At 69.0% G+C, this 15,956-nt stretch carries 13 protein-coding genes; 4 read left to right on the top strand and 9 right to left on the bottom strand.

The annotated features are described in order from the left end of the window. Window positions 1-380: 380 nt before the first annotated feature. Genes OG959_RS36430 through OG959_RS36420 form a run of 3 tightly spaced genes read left to right on the top strand, consistent with a single transcriptional unit; the run spans window position 381 to window position 3,530 of the window. Window positions 381-1,679: an ABC transporter substrate-binding protein gene (locus tag OG959_RS36430; protein WP_326665441.1), complete on the top strand. Its 1,299-nt coding sequence runs from the start codon at window positions 381-383 to the stop codon at window positions 1,677-1,679. A gap of 11 nt (window positions 1,680-1,690) precedes the next feature. After that, the gene (locus OG959_RS36425) at window positions 1,691-2,668 is read left to right on the top strand and encodes a carbohydrate ABC transporter permease (protein WP_326665439.1); all 978 of its coding nucleotides are present in this window, start codon (window positions 1,691-1,693) and stop codon (window positions 2,666-2,668) included. Beyond that, window positions 2,661-3,530 (top strand): carbohydrate ABC transporter permease, encoded by an 870-nt coding sequence (locus tag OG959_RS36420; RefSeq protein WP_326665437.1) that lies wholly within the window; start codon window positions 2,661-2,663, stop codon window positions 3,528-3,530. Before OG959_RS36425 ends, OG959_RS36420 begins: the two co-directional genes overlap by 8 nt. 99 nt (window positions 3,531-3,629) lie before the next feature. On the opposite strand, the gene OG959_RS36415 is transcribed toward OG959_RS36420, so the two are convergent. Beyond that, on the bottom strand, window positions 3,630-4,493 hold the full coding sequence (locus OG959_RS36415) for a helix-turn-helix domain-containing protein (protein WP_326665435.1): 864 nt from the start codon (window positions 4,491-4,493) through the stop codon (window positions 3,630-3,632). A 149-nt stretch (window positions 4,494-4,642) separates the two neighbouring features. Between OG959_RS36415 and OG959_RS36410 the strand changes: the two genes are divergently transcribed. Next, a complete protein-coding gene (locus tag OG959_RS36410) occupies window positions 4,643-5,689 on the top strand; it encodes an NAD(P)-dependent alcohol dehydrogenase (protein ID WP_326665433.1) in 1,047 nt (348 codons plus the stop codon). A gap of 641 nt (window positions 5,690-6,330) precedes the next feature. Here the strand turns inward: OG959_RS36410 and OG959_RS36405 are convergent. The 8 genes from OG959_RS36405 to OG959_RS36370 form a co-directional block, all read right to left on the bottom strand. Beyond that, the gene (locus OG959_RS36405; RefSeq protein WP_326665432.1) at window positions 6,331-7,044 is read right to left on the bottom strand and encodes an SGNH/GDSL hydrolase family protein; all 714 of its coding nucleotides are present in this window, start codon (window positions 7,042-7,044) and stop codon (window positions 6,331-6,333) included. Window positions 7,045-7,118: 74 nt separating this feature from the next. Continuing rightward, window positions 7,119-7,994, bottom strand: a complete 876-nt coding sequence (locus tag OG959_RS36400; RefSeq protein ID WP_326665430.1) for a sugar phosphate isomerase/epimerase family protein — start codon at window positions 7,992-7,994, stop codon at window positions 7,119-7,121. Window positions 7,995-8,097: 103 nt separating this feature from the next. Then, entirely contained in the window at window positions 8,098-9,525 is a 1,428-nt protein-coding gene (locus tag OG959_RS36395) for a polysaccharide lyase 6 family protein (protein WP_326665428.1), read from the bottom strand. 37 nt (window positions 9,526-9,562) lie between these two features. Next, on the bottom strand, window positions 9,563-11,002 hold the full coding sequence (locus tag OG959_RS36390) for a polysaccharide lyase 6 family protein (protein WP_326665426.1): 1,440 nt from the start codon (window positions 11,000-11,002) through the stop codon (window positions 9,563-9,565). 48 nt (window positions 11,003-11,050) lie between these two features. Next, the gene (locus OG959_RS36385; RefSeq protein WP_326665424.1) at window positions 11,051-12,388 is read right to left on the bottom strand and encodes an alpha-L-fucosidase; all 1,338 of its coding nucleotides are present in this window, start codon (window positions 12,386-12,388) and stop codon (window positions 11,051-11,053) included. A gap of 66 nt (window positions 12,389-12,454) precedes the next feature. Next, window positions 12,455-13,321, bottom strand: a complete 867-nt coding sequence (locus tag OG959_RS36380; protein ID WP_326665422.1) for a carbohydrate ABC transporter permease — start codon at window positions 13,319-13,321, stop codon at window positions 12,455-12,457. After that, window positions 13,318-14,289, bottom strand: coding sequence for a carbohydrate ABC transporter permease (locus tag OG959_RS36375; protein ID WP_219571394.1), 972 nt, complete (start codon window positions 14,287-14,289; stop codon window positions 13,318-13,320). Before OG959_RS36375 ends, OG959_RS36380 begins: the two co-directional genes overlap by 4 nt. After that, window positions 14,286-15,614 carry a sugar ABC transporter substrate-binding protein gene (locus OG959_RS36370; RefSeq protein WP_326665419.1) on the bottom strand — a complete coding sequence of 443 codons (1,329 nt, stop codon included), beginning with the start codon at window positions 15,612-15,614 and terminating at the stop codon, window positions 14,286-14,288. The genes OG959_RS36375 and OG959_RS36370 overlap by 4 nt, the downstream gene beginning before the upstream one ends. Between the last annotated feature and the right edge of the window lie 342 nt (window positions 15,615-15,956).

The following is a 15,956-nucleotide window of genomic DNA, read 5'->3' as shown; positions in this document are numbered from 1 at the left end:
GCCTGCCCGCCTGCCTGCCCGCCTGCCTGCCTGCCCGCCTGACGCGAGCTCGCCACCTCGGAGGTCCTCAAGGATCTGGCGCCTCGCCGGATCAGCGAGTGCACGGAAGACCCCCACCTCGCCCTGAGCTCGCCGCGCCCCAATTCAACATTTAACCGTCACGAGGTTCGGTGGACGGCTCCGATGCCGCGAAAAGTGCTCACAGGGGATCGAGAGATGCGCAAAGATGATTCAAAGTACCCTTGACCCAACAACTTTGAGCAAATAGCGTCTGGGCGTTCCGGTTTTAAAGGACCGCGTCCCCCGCGGCAGGGACAGCTCGTTCCCATGGCTCCTCCCGCGCGGTGAGGCTGCGACCCCCCACCCCAGGAAGGCTCCGCGTGCGCAGACGTTCCCTCCTCACGGCGGCTGCCGCCACGACGCTCGCGGCGGCCCCGCTCGCGTCCGGCTGCAGTTCCTCCTCGTCACCCTCGCCCTCCGCGGGCGGCGGCTCCCGGCGTGGCCATCTCACCTACGGCGTCTGGGACGTCTACCAAGTGCCGGCCATGAACCGGGCGGCGCGGGAGTTCGAGCGCACACGGCCGGGCGTCACCGTCGATGTACAACTCACCCCCAACGGGACGTACTGGACCAAACTGCGCACCGCGTGCACCGGCGGTGCCGCACCGGACGTCTTCTGGATGAACGGGCCCAACTTCGGCCTCTACGCCGATGCCGGGCAGCTTCTCCCGCTGGAGACCGAGGGGTCCGACGCCGTACTGCGCCCCGCCGACTTCCCGGCCGACCTGGTCTCCCTCTACCGCTGGAAGGGCACCCAGTACGGCGCCCCGAAGGACTTCGACACGGTCGCGTTGTGGTTCAACAAGGAGATCTTCGACCGGGCCAAGGCCGACTACCCGGACGCCTCCTGGACCTGGCAGGACCTGATCGCCACCGCCCAGCGGCTCACCGACCGCAAGCGCGGGATCTACGGCGTCGGGGCCCCGGTCCGCGCACAGGAGAACTACTACAACTCGATACCCCAGGCCGGCGGCTGGGTCATCTCCCAGGACAAGGAGCGCTCCGGCTACTCCGACGACCGCACGCGGGAGGGGCTGCAGCTGTGGATCGACCTGATCCACCGCTACCGCGCCGCCCCGTCCCTGCAGCAGATGACCGACACCGACCCCACCCAGATGTTCCAGTCGGGAACTCTGGCCATGACCTACGAGGCGTCCTACAACGCGGCGACGTTCTACGCCGACCCCGAGCTGCGGGCCAAGGTGGACGTCGCGCCGATGCCCAAGGGCCGCCGCCGTGCCACCGTCCTGCACGGCCTGGCCAACGTCGTCTACGCCAGGACCCCGCAGCCCGAGCTGGCCCGGGAGTTCGTACGGTTCCTCGGCGGGGAACGGGCCTCGCTGCTCCAGGGCAAGTACGGCACCGCCATCCCGGCCCGCAACGGCACCGCGAAGCCGTGGGCGGCCGGAATGCCGCGCTTCGACCTCCAGGTGCACCTGGACGCGCTCGACTACGCGGTGCCCTTCCCCGGCTCCGCCAACAGCGCCGCCTGGCAGCACAAGGAACAGATGTGGCTCGCCAAGGCGTGGAGCGGCGACGCGACCCTCAAGGGCGCCACCGGCTCCCTGACCGATGCGATGAACCAGTTGCTCGCCCAGGAGAGGAAGGGCCGGTCCTGATGAGCCTCGATGTGCGTACGCGATCCGCCGTACCGGCGCAGCGCTTTGGACCGGACGTCCTGGACCAGCGGGAGCTGCGCCGGCGCGAGCGCCGCTTCAGGAACCGGGACAAGTGGTGGGGCTACGCCCTGATCGCGCCGGCCGGCCTCGGCCTCGCGATCTTCTACCTGTGGCCGGTAGTGCAGACGCTCTACTACAGCTTCACCGAGTGGGGCGCCTTCGGCGGGACCACCTGGATCGGCCTGTCCAACTACCGCACGCTGGTGGGCGACCCGGAGTTCTGGCACTCGCTGGGCAACACGGGCATCTACACCGGGCTGGTGCTGCTCGGCATCCCGCTGTCGATGGCGCTCGCCGTGCTGCTCAACATCAAGGGCCTGCGCGGCACCGGTGTGTACCGCACGCTCTACTTCCTGCCGGTGGTCACGATGCCCGCCGCCGTCGCGGTGGTCTGGCGCTGGCTCTACAACGGCGACGCCGGCATCCTCAACCACGCACTGTCGTCGATCGGCATCGACGGCACCTACTGGGTGTCCGACCCGCACACCATCCGCTTCGCGGTGGCGGTCGTCGGCGTGTGGATGACCGTCGGCTACAACATGATCCTGCTGCTCGCCGGCCTCCAGAGCATCCCCGGCGACTACTACGAGGCGGCGGCACTCGACGGCGCGGGACGGGTGCGGCAGTTCTTCTCGGTCACCCTGCCGCTGCTGAGCCCCACCCTGTTCTTCACCACCGTGCTCTCGATCATCCAGTCCCTGCAGGTCTTCGACCTCGTGTACCTGATCATCGGCGCCAACACGACGAACTCGCTCCAGAACCCCGCCTACGGCGAGGGCCAGACCGTCGTGATGCTCTTCTTCCAGAAGGCGTTCTTCGACAACCAGCGCGGCTACGGCGCTGCCATCGTCTGCGTGCTGTTCGTCCTGATCATGGCGCTGACCACCGTCCAGTTCCGGTTGCAGAAGAGGTGGGTCCACTATGCGTGAGGCGACTGTGCGTGACGTTGCGCGTAATCCGGCGCGGCGGGCGAGCCGCGAAGGCAGGATGTGGCCCGCCCACGTCCTGCTCACCCTCGGCGCGGTCATCACCGTCTTCCCCCTGGTGTGGGAGCTGCTCACCTCCTTCAAGAGCTTCGGTGAGTCCGTGCAGGTGCCGCCGACGATCCTGCCCGCGCACTGGGACTGGTCGAACTACGGGAAGGTCTTCGACGGGATTCCCTTCGGCCGGCAGTTCATCAACACCGCCGTGATGGCGCTGCTGCGCACCGCGGCCCAGCTGCTGCTCTGCTCGATGGCGGCCTACGCCTTCGCCCGGATCCGCTTCCCCGGGCGCGGGGCGATCTTCCTGGCCTTCCTCGCCGTGCTGATGGTGCCCGGACAGCTCTTCCTGCTCCCGCAGTACCAGATCATGCAGAACCTCGGCTGGCTGGACTCCATGCAGGCCCTCGTGGTGCCCGGCATGTTCTCCGCCTTCGGCACCTTCCTGCTGCGCCAGTTCTTCATGGGGCTGCCGGAGGAGCTGGAGGAGGCGGCCCGACTGGACGGTGCCAATCCGTTCACCGTCTTCTGGCGCATCGCCCTGCCGCTGGCCCGCCCCGGGCTGCTGGCGTTGGGCATCCTCACGTTCCTGTGGTCCTGGAACGACCTGATGTGGCCGCTGATCGTGAACACCGACCCGGCCAAGATGCCGTTGTCGGCCGGCCTGGCCTCGCTCCAGGGCGCCCACCTGACCGAGTACCCGGTACTGATGGCCGGCTCCCTCCTGGCGACTCTCCCGGTGATCGTCGTGTTCGTCGCGATGCAGCGCCAGTTCATCCAGGGCATCGCCTTCTCAGGCATGAAGGGCTGAGCACGCCTGACCGACACGTCCATCCGTACCGAGGTCCGGCCGGCGAACTCCCCCTGTGCGGCTACGGGCGGCGCAGGGGGACGGAGCCACGGCGCCGGGTCAGCGGTTCACCGGCCGGGTGTCGGTGTCGAGGCCCCAGCTGCCGAGCAGCCGCATCGACTCCTCGGAGGCCGAGCCGGGCGCGGCATGGAAGGTGACCAGCGACATGTCCTGGTCGGCCGGCAGCTTCAGCGTCTCGTAGGACAGGGTGAGGTCGCCCACCAGCGGATGGTGCAGCCGCTTCGTGCCGTACCCCTTCTCCTGGACCGTGTGCGCGGCCCACAGCGTCCTGAACTCCTCGCTCTTCACCGAGAGTTCTCCCACCAGGGCCGAGAGCAGCGGATCGTCGGGCCAGCAGCCCGCACACAGCCGCAGCGCGCTCACCAGCTCGACGGCCTTGCACTCCCAGTCCACGTACAGATCTCGCGAGTGCGGGTCGAGGAACACGATCCGGGCCATGTTCCGCTCCTCGGGCGGCAGCGCGGTCTCGTCGCCGAGCAACGCCCGCGCCATCCGGTTCGACGCCAGGATCTCCATCCGCCGCCCCAGCACGTACGCGGGCACGCTGTCCATGGCGTCGATCAGGTACTGGAGCTCTGCCCGCAGCCGCTGCGGGCGGGCGGCGGCGGCACGCTTCTTCTTCGTCTTCGGGTTCGCCAGGTGCGTGAGGTGAGCATGCTCGGTGTCCGAGAGCCGCAGCGCACGGGCGATCGCGTCCAGCACCTCACCGGAGACGTTCCCGCTGTTCCCCTGCTCCAGACGTGTGTAGTAGGCCACGGACACGCCCGCGAGCTGGGCCAGCTCCTCGCGCCGCAGCCCCGGTACCCGCCGGGCCCGTCCCACATGGGGCAGACCTACGTCCTCGGGCTTGAGCCGGGCCCGCCGGATGCGGAGGAATTCGCTGAGTTCGGCGCGCTGGTCCATGTCTTCCAGTATCCGGGTACGGCGTGGTGCCCAGCGTAACCCTGCCAGTAGTACGCACAGCGGACGTAGGCACAGCGGGGACCTGGGCGTTTGTCGGGGTATGAGGCACAGTTGAAGAACCACCCCACCTTTGAGGAGATCATTCCCGGATGACTGTCACCACCGTCGCCGCATACGCCGTCCCCACCCCCAAGGCCCCGCTGGAGCGCACGACCGTGCCGCGCCGCCCGGTCGGCGAGCACGACGTCCTGATCGACATCAAGTACGCAGGGATCTGCCACTCGGACATCCACCAGGCCCGTAACGGCTGGGGCGAGGGCATCTTCCCGATGGTTCCCGGCCACGAGATCGCAGGCGTGGTCGCCGAGGTCGGTCCCGGCGTGACGAAGTTCGCCGTCGGCGACCGGGTCGGCGTCGGCTGCATGGTCGACTCGTGCCGCGCGTGCGAGAACTGCGAGGCCGGCCTTGAGCAGTACTGCTCCGAGGGCAACGTCGGCACGTACAACGCCATCGGCAAAGACGGCGAGCCCACCTACGGCGGGTACTCCACCCACGTGGTGGTCGACGAGAACTACACCCTGCGCATACCCGAGGGCATCGCCCTCGACGAGGCCGCTCCGCTGCTCTGCGCCGGCATCACCACGTATTCCCCGCTCGCCCACTGGAACGCCGGTCCCGGCAAGAAGGTCGCGATCGTCGGCCTTGGCGGTCTCGGGCACATGGGCGTCAAAATCGCGCACGCACTCGGCGCCGAGGTGACCGTGCTCAGCCAGACGCTGCGCAAGGAGGCCGACGGGCTGAAGCTGGGCGCGGACCACTACTTCGCGACCAGCGACCCGAAGACCTTCGAGCAGCTCAAGGGCTCGTTCGACCTGATCATCTCCACGGTCTCGGCGCCGCTGCCGCTGGACACGTACCTCGCGCTCCTCAAGACCGACGGCGCGATGGTCAACGTGGGGGCGCCGGAGGAGCCGGTCTCGCTGAACCTGTTCTCCGTCATCGGAGGCCGGAAGACCCTTGCGGGCTCCGGCATCGGCGGCATCCGTGAGACGCAGGAGATGCTCGACTTCTGCGCGCGGCACTCCCTCGGCGCCGAGATCGAACTGATCCGCGCCGACCAGATCAACGAGGCGTACGAGCGAGTGCTCGCCAGCGACGTGCGCTACCGCTTCGTGATCGACACGTCCACCATCTGACGTCCGATCGCCGATGTCCTCGCCGATGCCCGCCTTGTCGCGGATACCGACCAGCTGATCGCGGAAGGCACCGTTGTCCACCCGAAGGGCCGCAGCCGGCGCGGACCCGAAGGAGGCGTCCGCTGGGGGACTGGCTGGGGGCGTTGTCGACACGGGTGTACGGCGAGGATTTGGTCGTTGCGGCCCGGGGAGGGTCCCGGGCCGCTGGTAGGGAAGCGGCGGTTGACGGGGCTTGGATGTGGCCGCTGGGTTCATCCGGGGGCACCTGCGTATGGGTTGCAGTGCGGGGCCCGCCCGTGCGGGCCCCGTGCCACCAGAATGGCCGACTCCGCAGAAGCCCGCCCGTTCCGCCCCTGATGCCGAAGTTCAACGCTGCGTGGTCAGCACCGGGCACACGTGATCAGAGGGGCTGACGGGCGGTCTCAGGTCAGCACACCGAACCAGCACGGGAGCTGGCGCCAGAGCAATAAACCGTGCCTCACAGCGCAATCCTGACAGGCGCCTGCCGACCTGCAACACGGTGCTCGAAATCGATCAGGCCCTCTACGCGGTCGTCATGGAGGTCAACGTCCACGGGGTCTCCACCCGCGGCATCGATGACCTTGTCAAGGCGCGGAGGGGGTCCCCCCGCGCCGTTCGGGCTACGGGGAGGAAGTGCCGTAGCTGTCGTCGTGCGCCCGCCGAAGATTGCGGGACAGCCCTGAGCGCTGCGTCTCCGGCTCCGGGGCTCCGGCACCGACCACGGCGAGCCATGCCTCGGCGATCAGCCGGTGGCCCAGAGGGGTCGGGTGAACGCCGTCCCCGGCCAGTTCCCTGGCCGGCCGGTCCTGCGCCGCGCGGGGCAGGACGAGGTCGGCACGGACGATCTGGGCGCCGTTCCCCGTGGCGGCCCGCAGGACGGCGTCGGTCCTGGGCGCCAGGTCCTCGAACCAGCTCTCCTGATCCGGGGTGACCGGGAGCAGGAAAGGCGTGATGACGACCAGCCGTACGGGGAGCTGCCGGGCCGTGTCCGCGAGCAGCCGGTCGAGGCAGGCCTCGAACTCGTCGGCCGGGCTGGCGAGTCCGCTGTCGTGGAGCCGCCAGGTGTCGTTGATGCCGATCTTGACGGTGACCACGGTGGGCCGGTGGGCGATGACGTCGGCGGCCCAGCGGGATTCCAGGTCGTAGACGCGATTGCCGTTGATCCCCCGGTTGATGACGCGGGGGGCCGGTCCGTCGTGCGTCCGTTCGCGCAGGGTCTGCGCGATCTCGTTCACGTAGCCGTTGCCGAGGGACGTGGAATCCGCACGGTCGCGGCCGGCGTCGGTGATCGAGTCACCGATGAACAGGAGCGTGTCGTCGTCGTTGATATGCATGTCTGCCGTCCTGGCGTCTGGGTGGGGCGGGGCCGGGGCCGGGCTTTGTGTCGGGCCCGCGCCCCTGCAGTCAACTACGTCCGGCCGGAGACGGTTTGGCCCGCCGCCCGCCTCAAGGTCGCGGCCTCGCGTGTCAGCACCGCGGGGTCGTCGCCGGGCACGAACTCCAGGAGCGCCTCGATGCCCCGGCCGTCCAGCATCCCGAGGGCGGCGGTCCAGAGGTCCTCGCGGTCCTCCATCGGCAGCCGGGTGTTGCCCGGCCACCACGAGAAGGCGTGCACGGCGACGATCCGGTCGCCCAGTTCGGCGAGCCCCGAAAGCGCCTCCTCGTCGGGGGTGTCGAGCGGCGGCTGCCAGTACGTACGGACGTTGTCCGCGTCCACTTCGTCCAGCAGCCGCACGGTCGAGGCGACGGTGTCGGTGAGGGTCCCGCCGTGGAACTCCGTTGCGAGTCCGAGCCCGTGGTCCGCGGCGATCCGGGCCGCCGCCCGCAGACAGCGCACGGTGGCGTGCCGCTGCTCGGGCAACGCGTACTGCGAGCCGGTGGCGCCCGCCCAGACCCGGACCCTCTTTGCCCCGAGCAGCATCGCGGCCCGGGCGACGGCGGGGAATCCAGCCAGTTCGTCCGGGGTGGCGCGGAAGTACGAACCGTAGGAACAGCAGGCCAGCCCATAGCGGTCGGAGGCCTCCCGGACCGCACGGACAGTGCCGGGCTCCTCAGCGGGCGCGTGTACATCCGCTCCCCACTCGATCACCTCCAGGCCCGCGTGGGCGGCGCATCGTGCGACCTCGATCGCGGGCAACCGACGGTAGGTGACCGAGCAGAGGCCGAGCGCGGTCCTGCCGGCGTCCGGCCCGGCCGGCGGATGGGCCGGTGCGGCGCCCGCCGCACTCCGGGCCGGACGGACCGGGGCGGGGCCCGCCGTGCTCGGGCCACTCTGCTCGTTCATGGCACTGCCTTCCTGTGGTGGGCCTGCGGTGGTGTCGTGCGGCCCGCCCGGCCGGAGCGGGCGGACCGGTGCCGGCGGTGTCGTACGGTCCCAGTGGGACTGCTCAGGCGGCGTTCGGACCCACGTCCGCGGCCGTGAGCGGGCGCCGGAGCGCAGTCCCCGTCGCATACTCGTCGGCGCCGATGTCCCGGGTGCTGCCGCGCAGGTCCCCGTCGATGTCATCGGCCACGGCGACGCTGCCGAGTGTGGCAGCCCCGATCGCCGGGCTGGTCGACGTCAGCCGCATCACACCGTCCGTCCCCGGGGCGAGGCGGGGGTCGGCCCGGGTGAAGCCCCCAGTGGGGATGTTGCCGTTCGCGGCCGCGCCCCACAGCAGGTTGCTCTGCCAGGTGAAGCCGGAGTTGGCTCCCATCTCGACGAGGCTTCCCGCATCGCCGACCAGCAGGTTGTCGGCGACGACGACGTCCTGCGGCTCGTACGTCCGGGTCTCGCCGGAGAGCGTGCCGGTGTTGCCGATCAGGGAGTTGTGCACGATCACGGCGCGGTCGCAGGCATCGTTGCCCCGCCGCTCGTCCTCCGTCTCGCCGGCGTGGTGGTCCCGGGTCGTACCGCTGCCGACCACGAGGGCTCGGCCTGACAGCCCGCTGAGGTGGTTGTTGACGATCCTGTGGTCGTTGCCGTAGATCCGTACGCCGTCGGTGCCGCCGATCAGGTAGTTGCCCTCGACCGTGGAGCGGTTGCCGTGCCGCAGCACGATGCCACCGCGGCTGTCGCGGACGGTGTTGTACCGGATCGTGTTGTCCGAGGACTTCACGGAGATGGCCTCGGGGTCGCCGTCGCAGCGCTCGAACAGGTTGTACTCGACCACCGCGTGGGCGCCGGACAGGGCCCGGCCGCTGACGCCCAGGCGGATGGGCTCGCCACCGTTGGACCCGGTGAAGCTGTGGTCGGAGAAGTGGTTCCGGAAGATGTGGAGGTTCTGGGCCATGGCGGTCGCGCCGGGGCCGTCGACGACGATGAAGATGCCGGCCGTGCTCTTGTCGTGGAAGTGGTTGCGGTCGATCTTCGTGTCGTCCGCCCGTACGACGACCCAGTACGGATCGCCGCTGTCCGCGAACTGGAAGTCGTTGCGCGTCAGCCGGATCGACGAGCAGTCCGCCGGGATCTCCAGCGTGGTGCTCTGCCGGAAGGAGAAGCCGCTGAGGGTGATGTGGCTCGATCCACTGAGCGCGAAACCGCGTTCGCCGCGCAGCACGGCTCCGCCCCGGCTCCGGGAGACGATGGTGATGGGCGCGGCCTCGGTGCCGTTCTTGCCGGTGACGGTGAGGGCGCTCCCTGGGGGGACCGTGTAGGTGCCGTCGGCGACGACGATCCGGTCACCGGGTACGGCGGCGTTGATCGCGCTCTGTAGTGCGGCCAGGGAGGAGACCGGGATGTCGGCCGCCGACGCGCTCCCCGTCAGCGAGGTGGTGAGGGGGACGGCCGCGAGTGCGGCCACGGCGGTGCTTCTGAGAAACGTGCGTCGTTGCATGATGCCTCCTGCGTCGGGGGAACGGAACGGGCGTGGTTCAGGCTGCCTCGGGGCCGACGTCGGCCGGTGTCAGCGGTCCGCGCCTCGGTGCCCGGCGGGAGTGTTCGTCCGCGCCCACGTCCCTGGTCCGGCCACGCGGCTGACCGTCGATGTCATGGGTGACGGGTGGCCACCGGAGCGTGCCCGCGTCGATCACCGGGCTGTCGGCGGCCGGTCGGGCGATGCCGTGCGCGTCCGTCACCATCCGCGGGTCGATCCGGGCGCCTCCGCCGGCGGGCATGTTGCCGTCGTCGGCGGCGCCCCACAGGAAGTTGCCCGACCAGGTGAAGCGCACGGTGTCGGCCGTGTCGACCAGCCGGCCCGTGTCCGCGACGAACAGGTTGTCGGCGACGGTGACGTCCCGCGGCTCGTGCGGGCGGTGGCTCTCGCCGGAGAGGGTGCCGTTGTTGTTCACCAGGGTGTTGTAGGCGATGAGGACGCGGTCGGGGGCGTCGTTGCCGCGGCGCGTCTCGGCCGGCTCGCCGGGCAGGTGGTCGCGTTCCGAACCGCTGCCGATCACCAGGGCGCGCCCGGACAGGCCGGCGAGGTAGTTGTTGACGATCACATGGTCGTTGCCGTAGATCCGCACCCCTTCCGTGCCGTCGATGAGGTGGTTGGCCTCCACCCGGTTGCGGTTGCCGTGCCGCAGGACGATGCCGCCGGTGCTCTGACGGATGGTGTTGTGCCGGATGGTGTTGTCCGAGCTCTTCACCGAGATCGCCTCGGGGTCCCCGTTCGCGCGTTCGAACAGGTTGTACTCCACGACCGCGTGGGCACTGGACAGCGCCCGGGGGCTGACGCCGAGCCGGATCGGCTCGCCGCCGTTGGACCCGGCGAAGGTGTGGTCGGAGAAGTGGTTGCGGTACACGTGGACGCGCTGGGCCATGTCCTCCGTGCCGGCTCCCTCGATGCCGAGGTAGATGCCGAGCGTGCTCTTGCCGTGGAAGTGGTTGTGGTCGACCGTGCTGTCGTCGGCGCGCACCATGACGTAGTGCATGCCTTCGATGTCGGCCAGCTGGAAGTCGTTGCGGGTGAGTCTGATGTGCGAGCAGTCCGGGGGGACGTCCAGGGTGCTGCTCTGGCGGAAGGAGAAGCCGCTGAGTGTGATGTGGCTGGACGCTTCGATGACGAAACTGTGGGGGCCGTCCAGGACGACGCCGCCGCGGGTCCGGGCGGCGATGGTCACGGGTGCGCGCTCGGTGCCCTGCTTGTCGCGAATCGTGAGGGGGCGGTCCGGCGGGACGGTGTACGTGCCGTCGGCGACGACGATCCGGTCACCGGGCCGGGCGCGGTCGATGGCCGCCTGGAGCTCGTCCAGGTTACGGACGGTCGCTGGGACCGGGGCCGGGGTCGCACTTGCGGTCAGCGGTCCGCCGACGGGGACGGCGGCCAGCGCCGCCCCTGCTGCGGTGCCCATGAGGAACGTGCGGCGTTGCATGGTGCCTCCGTGAGTGTGGTGGACGGGCGGGCTCTGCGCGGCCGCGGGTCAGTCGTCGGCCGGGTCGGCCGCGGTCTCCAGGAACAGTTCGATGACGGGGACGGGGGTGTCGGGGCGCCGGACCGGAATCTGGAGCGTGAGCGTGCCGGAGGGCTGCCCTCCCATCTCGGTGTTGACCGCGGGCCGGCCCGGTTCGATGTGGACCGGAATGATCTCTGAGGCGTCGTTGAGCAGTTGGGCGTACCGCACCCGCCCTGCGAGGCCCGGCAGGTGCAGGTGACGCAGCGGCCACGCGAACAGGTAGACGTAGAGCCGGTCGCCGCGCTGCGTGTAGCGGCATTCCGTGGGTGCGGTGTACGGGGAGGGGCCGCAGCCGCGGATCGAGCGTTCGTGGAGTTGTGTCCACTGTCCGATCTCGCCGAGGACCTCGGTGTCGCGCGGGTCGAGGTCGCCGCGGCCGGTGGGGCCCACGTTGAGCAGGAGGTTGCCGCCCTTGGACACCCCGTCGACGAGCATCCGGATCAGCAGGTCGGCGCTCTTGCGGTCGAGGTTGTCGCGGTCGTAGCCCCAGCTGCCGTTGAGCGTCTGGCACGCCTCCCAGACGACGGGGCGCCCGTTCTCGGTCATGGGGCCGGAGGGCTGGTACTGCTCGGGGGTGATGAAGTCCCCGGGAAGCCCGGTCCGGTCGTTGACGAGGACGTGCGGCTGGAGTGCGCGGATCATCTCCAGGAGCTTCGGGGAGTCCCAGTCGTCGGGTCCCTTGCCGCCCCACCACGTGCGCCCGGCGTACGAGAAGTCGAAGAACAGGTAGTCGACGCGTCCGAACGACGTCAGCAGTTCCCGGACCTGGCCGTGCAGATAGCGCTGGTAGTCGTGGATGTCCCGGTCGGCGTGGGCGGCCTTGAACTCCTCGTCGTCGCGCTGCGGATGGGTGCCGTCGACGGGGAAGGAGGGGTGGTGCCAGTCGATCAGCGAGTAGTAGAGGCCGACCTTGAGCCCTTCGGCCCGGCACGCCTCGACGAACGGGCCGACGAGGTCGCGTCCGTACGGGGTGTTGGTGACCTTGTACGAGGTGAGGGCGCTGTCCCACAGGCAGAAGCCGTCGTGGTGCTTGGCGGTGAGCACGACATAGCGCATGCCGGCGGCCTTGGCCGCCCTGGCCCACTGGACGGGGTCGTACCGGTCGGGATCGAAGTGGTCGAAGTAGACCTGGTACTGCTCGTCGGTCAGCTTCTCCCGGTTCTTGACCCACTCGTGCCGTGCGGCGAGGGAGTACAGGCCCCAGTGGACGAACATGCCGAACCGGGCGGCGGTGAACCATGCCGTCTCCGGTGCTTCTTCGGGAACCGGGGTCGCGTGCGGGGTGGTGCCGGCGCTCGGGGTCATGGGGCATCGCTCTTTCTCGTACGCGGGTGTCGCCATACAGGTCTCGTGCACGGGGCGGGGAGGGACTCAGCCCTTCAACGCGCCGGAGGACAGGCCGCTCACGAAGGACCGCTGGAAGAACAGGAAGACGATCACGGAGGGCAGCAGCGCCAGCAGGGAGGCGGCCATCACCACTCCGGGGGTGACGGCGGGATCGATCCGCAGGGTCCGCAGCGCCAGCGGGAGCGTGTACGAGGAGGAGTCGGTGGAGACGAGGAGGGGCAGCAGGTACTGGTCCCAGATCATGGTGAAGCCGAACACCCCGATGACGCCGAGGGCGGGCTTGCACATCGGCAGGATGATCTGGGCGAAGATCCGCAGGTCTCCGGCGCCGTCGATGCGGGCGGCCTCTTCGAGTTCGCGGGGCACGTCCTTCATGAACTCGGTCATCACCAGGATGGAGAATCCCCAGGCGCCCAGTGGGACGATCATGCCGGCCAGGGTGCCGATCAGGTTGAAGTGGACGACCGGCAGGTCGGCGAGGATCAGGGACAGTGGCAGGGCCAGGATCTCCTCGGGCAGCATCAGCGTGGCCAGAATGGCGACGAGCACCAGCGCCATGCCGGGGAAGACCTTCCGAGCCAGCGCGTAGCCCGCGAGGACGGAGACAGCCACCTGGAGCAGCAACCCGAAACCGACCACGAAGAACGAGTTCAGCAGGTACGTGAGCACCCCCTGGTCGAAGGCGATCCTGAAGTTGTCCAGTGTGACGCCCGAGGGGATGACGCTGAGCTGGGTCGGGTCCTTGACGTGGCTGAAGGCGCTGACGAGCAGGGCCAGCAGGGGCCCCGCGAACACGATCAGGACCAGCAGATAGGTCACGGCCTTCAGGATCCGTCCGCCGACGCTCCGGCTCTCGGTCAGGCCCAGCGCGGTCTCGGTCTGCGTACTCACTTGCTCTCCCTCCGCCGCAGCAGTTGGACGACGACGGTCAGGATCAGGGTCGCGACGAACAGCAGGACCGCTCCCGCCGCTCCGACGCCGAGCCGGTTCTGCTCGAGTCCGAGTTTGTAGATGAGGGTCATGACGACCTCGGTGGAACCGTCGGGTCCGCCGTTGGTGAGCAGGAACACCTCGGTGAACACCCGCAGTCCGCGGATCGCGGCGAGGATGAACAGGATCGAGAAGACCGACCGCAGTCCGGGCACGGTCACGTGCCACACCCGTTGCCGCCTGTTCGCACCGTCTACCTTCGCCGCTTCGTACAGACCGCGGTCCACGCTCGTCAGACCGGCGAGAATGATCATCATGTCGTAAGGGGCGCCCCGCCAGATGCCGGTGAGCATGATGGAGGCCATCGAGGTGTCCGGGTCGTTGATGAAGCCCGACGGGCCCAGCCCCACCAGGCCGAGGAGGGAGTTGAGCATGCCGTCCTCGGTCGGGTGGTACATGATCCGCCACAGTTCGGCGACGACCGCGATGGGCACCACGACCGGGAGGAACGCCGCGGAACGCACGAATCCGAGCCGGCGGCTCTGTCCCTCCATCAGCAGGGCGAGAGCGAGGCCCAACGCCATCGAGCCGGCCGTCTGACCGGCGGCGAGGACGACGGTGTGCCACGCGGCTTCGCGGAATCCGTGGGACTGGAGCACCGTGGCGTAGTTCTCGGTGCCGACCCACTTGTTCCCCAGGTAGGGCTGAACCTCCTGGAAGGACATGGTCAGTGCGCTGGCCATGGGGATGAACTTGAAGTACAGGAAGAGGAGCAGAGCGGGAGCGAGGAACAGCCAGGGCGTCCACCACCGGCCCGATCTGCGGCTGCGTCCCGGACGTCCGGTGACCGCGCCACCCTTGCGCCCCGGTTTCCGGGGGGCGGAGCCGGCCGCCGGCAGGGCAGCCTGTTCCGCCTGGTCGAGACTCATGACGCGGCGATCCCCTGCTCCTTGAGGATGTCGGCGAGCTGCTTGTCGAGCTCGCCCAGCTTGGCCTCGGTGTTCAGGCCGCAGTCGGCCATGAGCGCGTTCACGGTGTCCGCCGTCGCCTGCCGCACCGGGGTCCAGTTCGGGATGGAGGGCGCGTAGCGTCCGGAGTCCTCGTACGCCTGGGCGTAGGTCTTCCAGCGAGGGTCTGTCCGCACCTGGGAGACGTCGACGGTCTTGTTGACGGGAAGCTGCACGGTGTAACCGGTGGCGCCCGCCATTCCCGTTTTCTGGCCCTCGGCGGAGACCGCGAAGCCGGCGAAGGCGTCCTGGCCCGCCTGGTTGTCGGAGCCGGCCATCAGGTAGACCGAGCCGCCCTCGGCGAGGACGGTGGCGTCCTTGGGCCCCTTGGGCATCGGCACGACCTCGTACTTGTCCTTGCCGAGGGTCTCGTCGAACCGGGGCAGCAGGTAGGGGCCGACGACGAACATGCCGGTCCTGCCCGCCTCGAACGTCTCGTTCGTCGGCGGGGTGTCCATGGTCACGGCGCCGGGCTGGATGGCCTTGTCCTTGCAGCCCAGGTCACGGAACCACTGCATGGCCTTGACCGACGCCTCGCTGGTCATCGCCGGCTTGTACGTGCCCTTGCCGGCCTCGGTGATGAAGTCGCCGCCCGCGGCCCAGAGGAAGTTGGAGAAGTACCAGGAGGCGTACCCGCGCTTGGTGGACAGCGGGGCGGCGAGGCCTGCGGTGTTCTTCTTGCCGTCGCCGTCGGGGTCCTGGGTGGTGAAGGCCTTGGCCATCGCGGCGAAGTCGTCCCAGTCCTGCGGGACGTCGAGCTTCAGCTTCTGCCGCCAGTCCTTACGGATGAGCAGCGCGGATGCCTGCGCCGAGTACGGCAGCCCGTACTGCTTGCCGTCGACGCTCTTCCCGGAGTCCAGCCCCTGGCCGATTATCTGCCCACTGTCCTTGATCCTGTCGAGATCGATCTCCCGGAGCAGTCCCTGGCTGTGCATGGCTCCTAGCTGCGTCACGTCGTTCATGACGATGTCGGGGAGATTCTTCTGGGCCGCCCGCTGCTGCAGCTTGGTCTCGAAGTCATCGAAGATGGCGGTGACCTCGACCTTGTAGCCCGTGGCCTTCTCGAAGGCGGCGGCGAGCTTGAGCGCGCCCTGCTCCCCCGGTCCGCCGGGTGTCGTCCTGGTCCAGAGCTCCAGCGGAGCCTTGGAGTTCTGCTTGGCGTCCACTCCTGCCGGCCCGGACGAACAGCTGGTGAGAACCAGTGCCGAGGCGAGAACACCGGCACCGACCCATCGTGATCTCTTCATGACAACTCCTGTTTCGCCGCATCACAGTTGGCCGGGAAAGCGCTTGCACGGACCGTAACGGGGCCTGAAGCAACGGTCAATAGTCCGATGAATACGAAACGCTTCACGCCGCCACTGAGCTAGACGCTCCTAAGCGCGCACCCATCTCGCCCTGAATCAGCCACACATGGGGGGTAGAAGTCTCTGGAACCGCCAAAATTGGACATCCGAGCTTCACGCGGATCCCCTCAGTGATCCGATGTATGGTCCGTGCGGGCCTCTGAGTCACGTAGTGAACAGGCCACACCAATCCGCGCCATCCAGTCAGACATTTATCCCCACGCCCGAGCAGGGGCCGCGGCC

Origin of the sequence: Streptomyces sp. NBC_00385 (genome assembly GCF_035917155.1) — a bacterium.
GTDB classification, from domain to species: domain Bacteria; phylum Actinomycetota; class Actinomycetes; order Streptomycetales; family Streptomycetaceae; genus Streptomyces; species Streptomyces poriferorum.
Note: the sequence above shows the minus strand (reverse complement) of the source record. Positions and strands in the feature narration are given on the sequence as shown.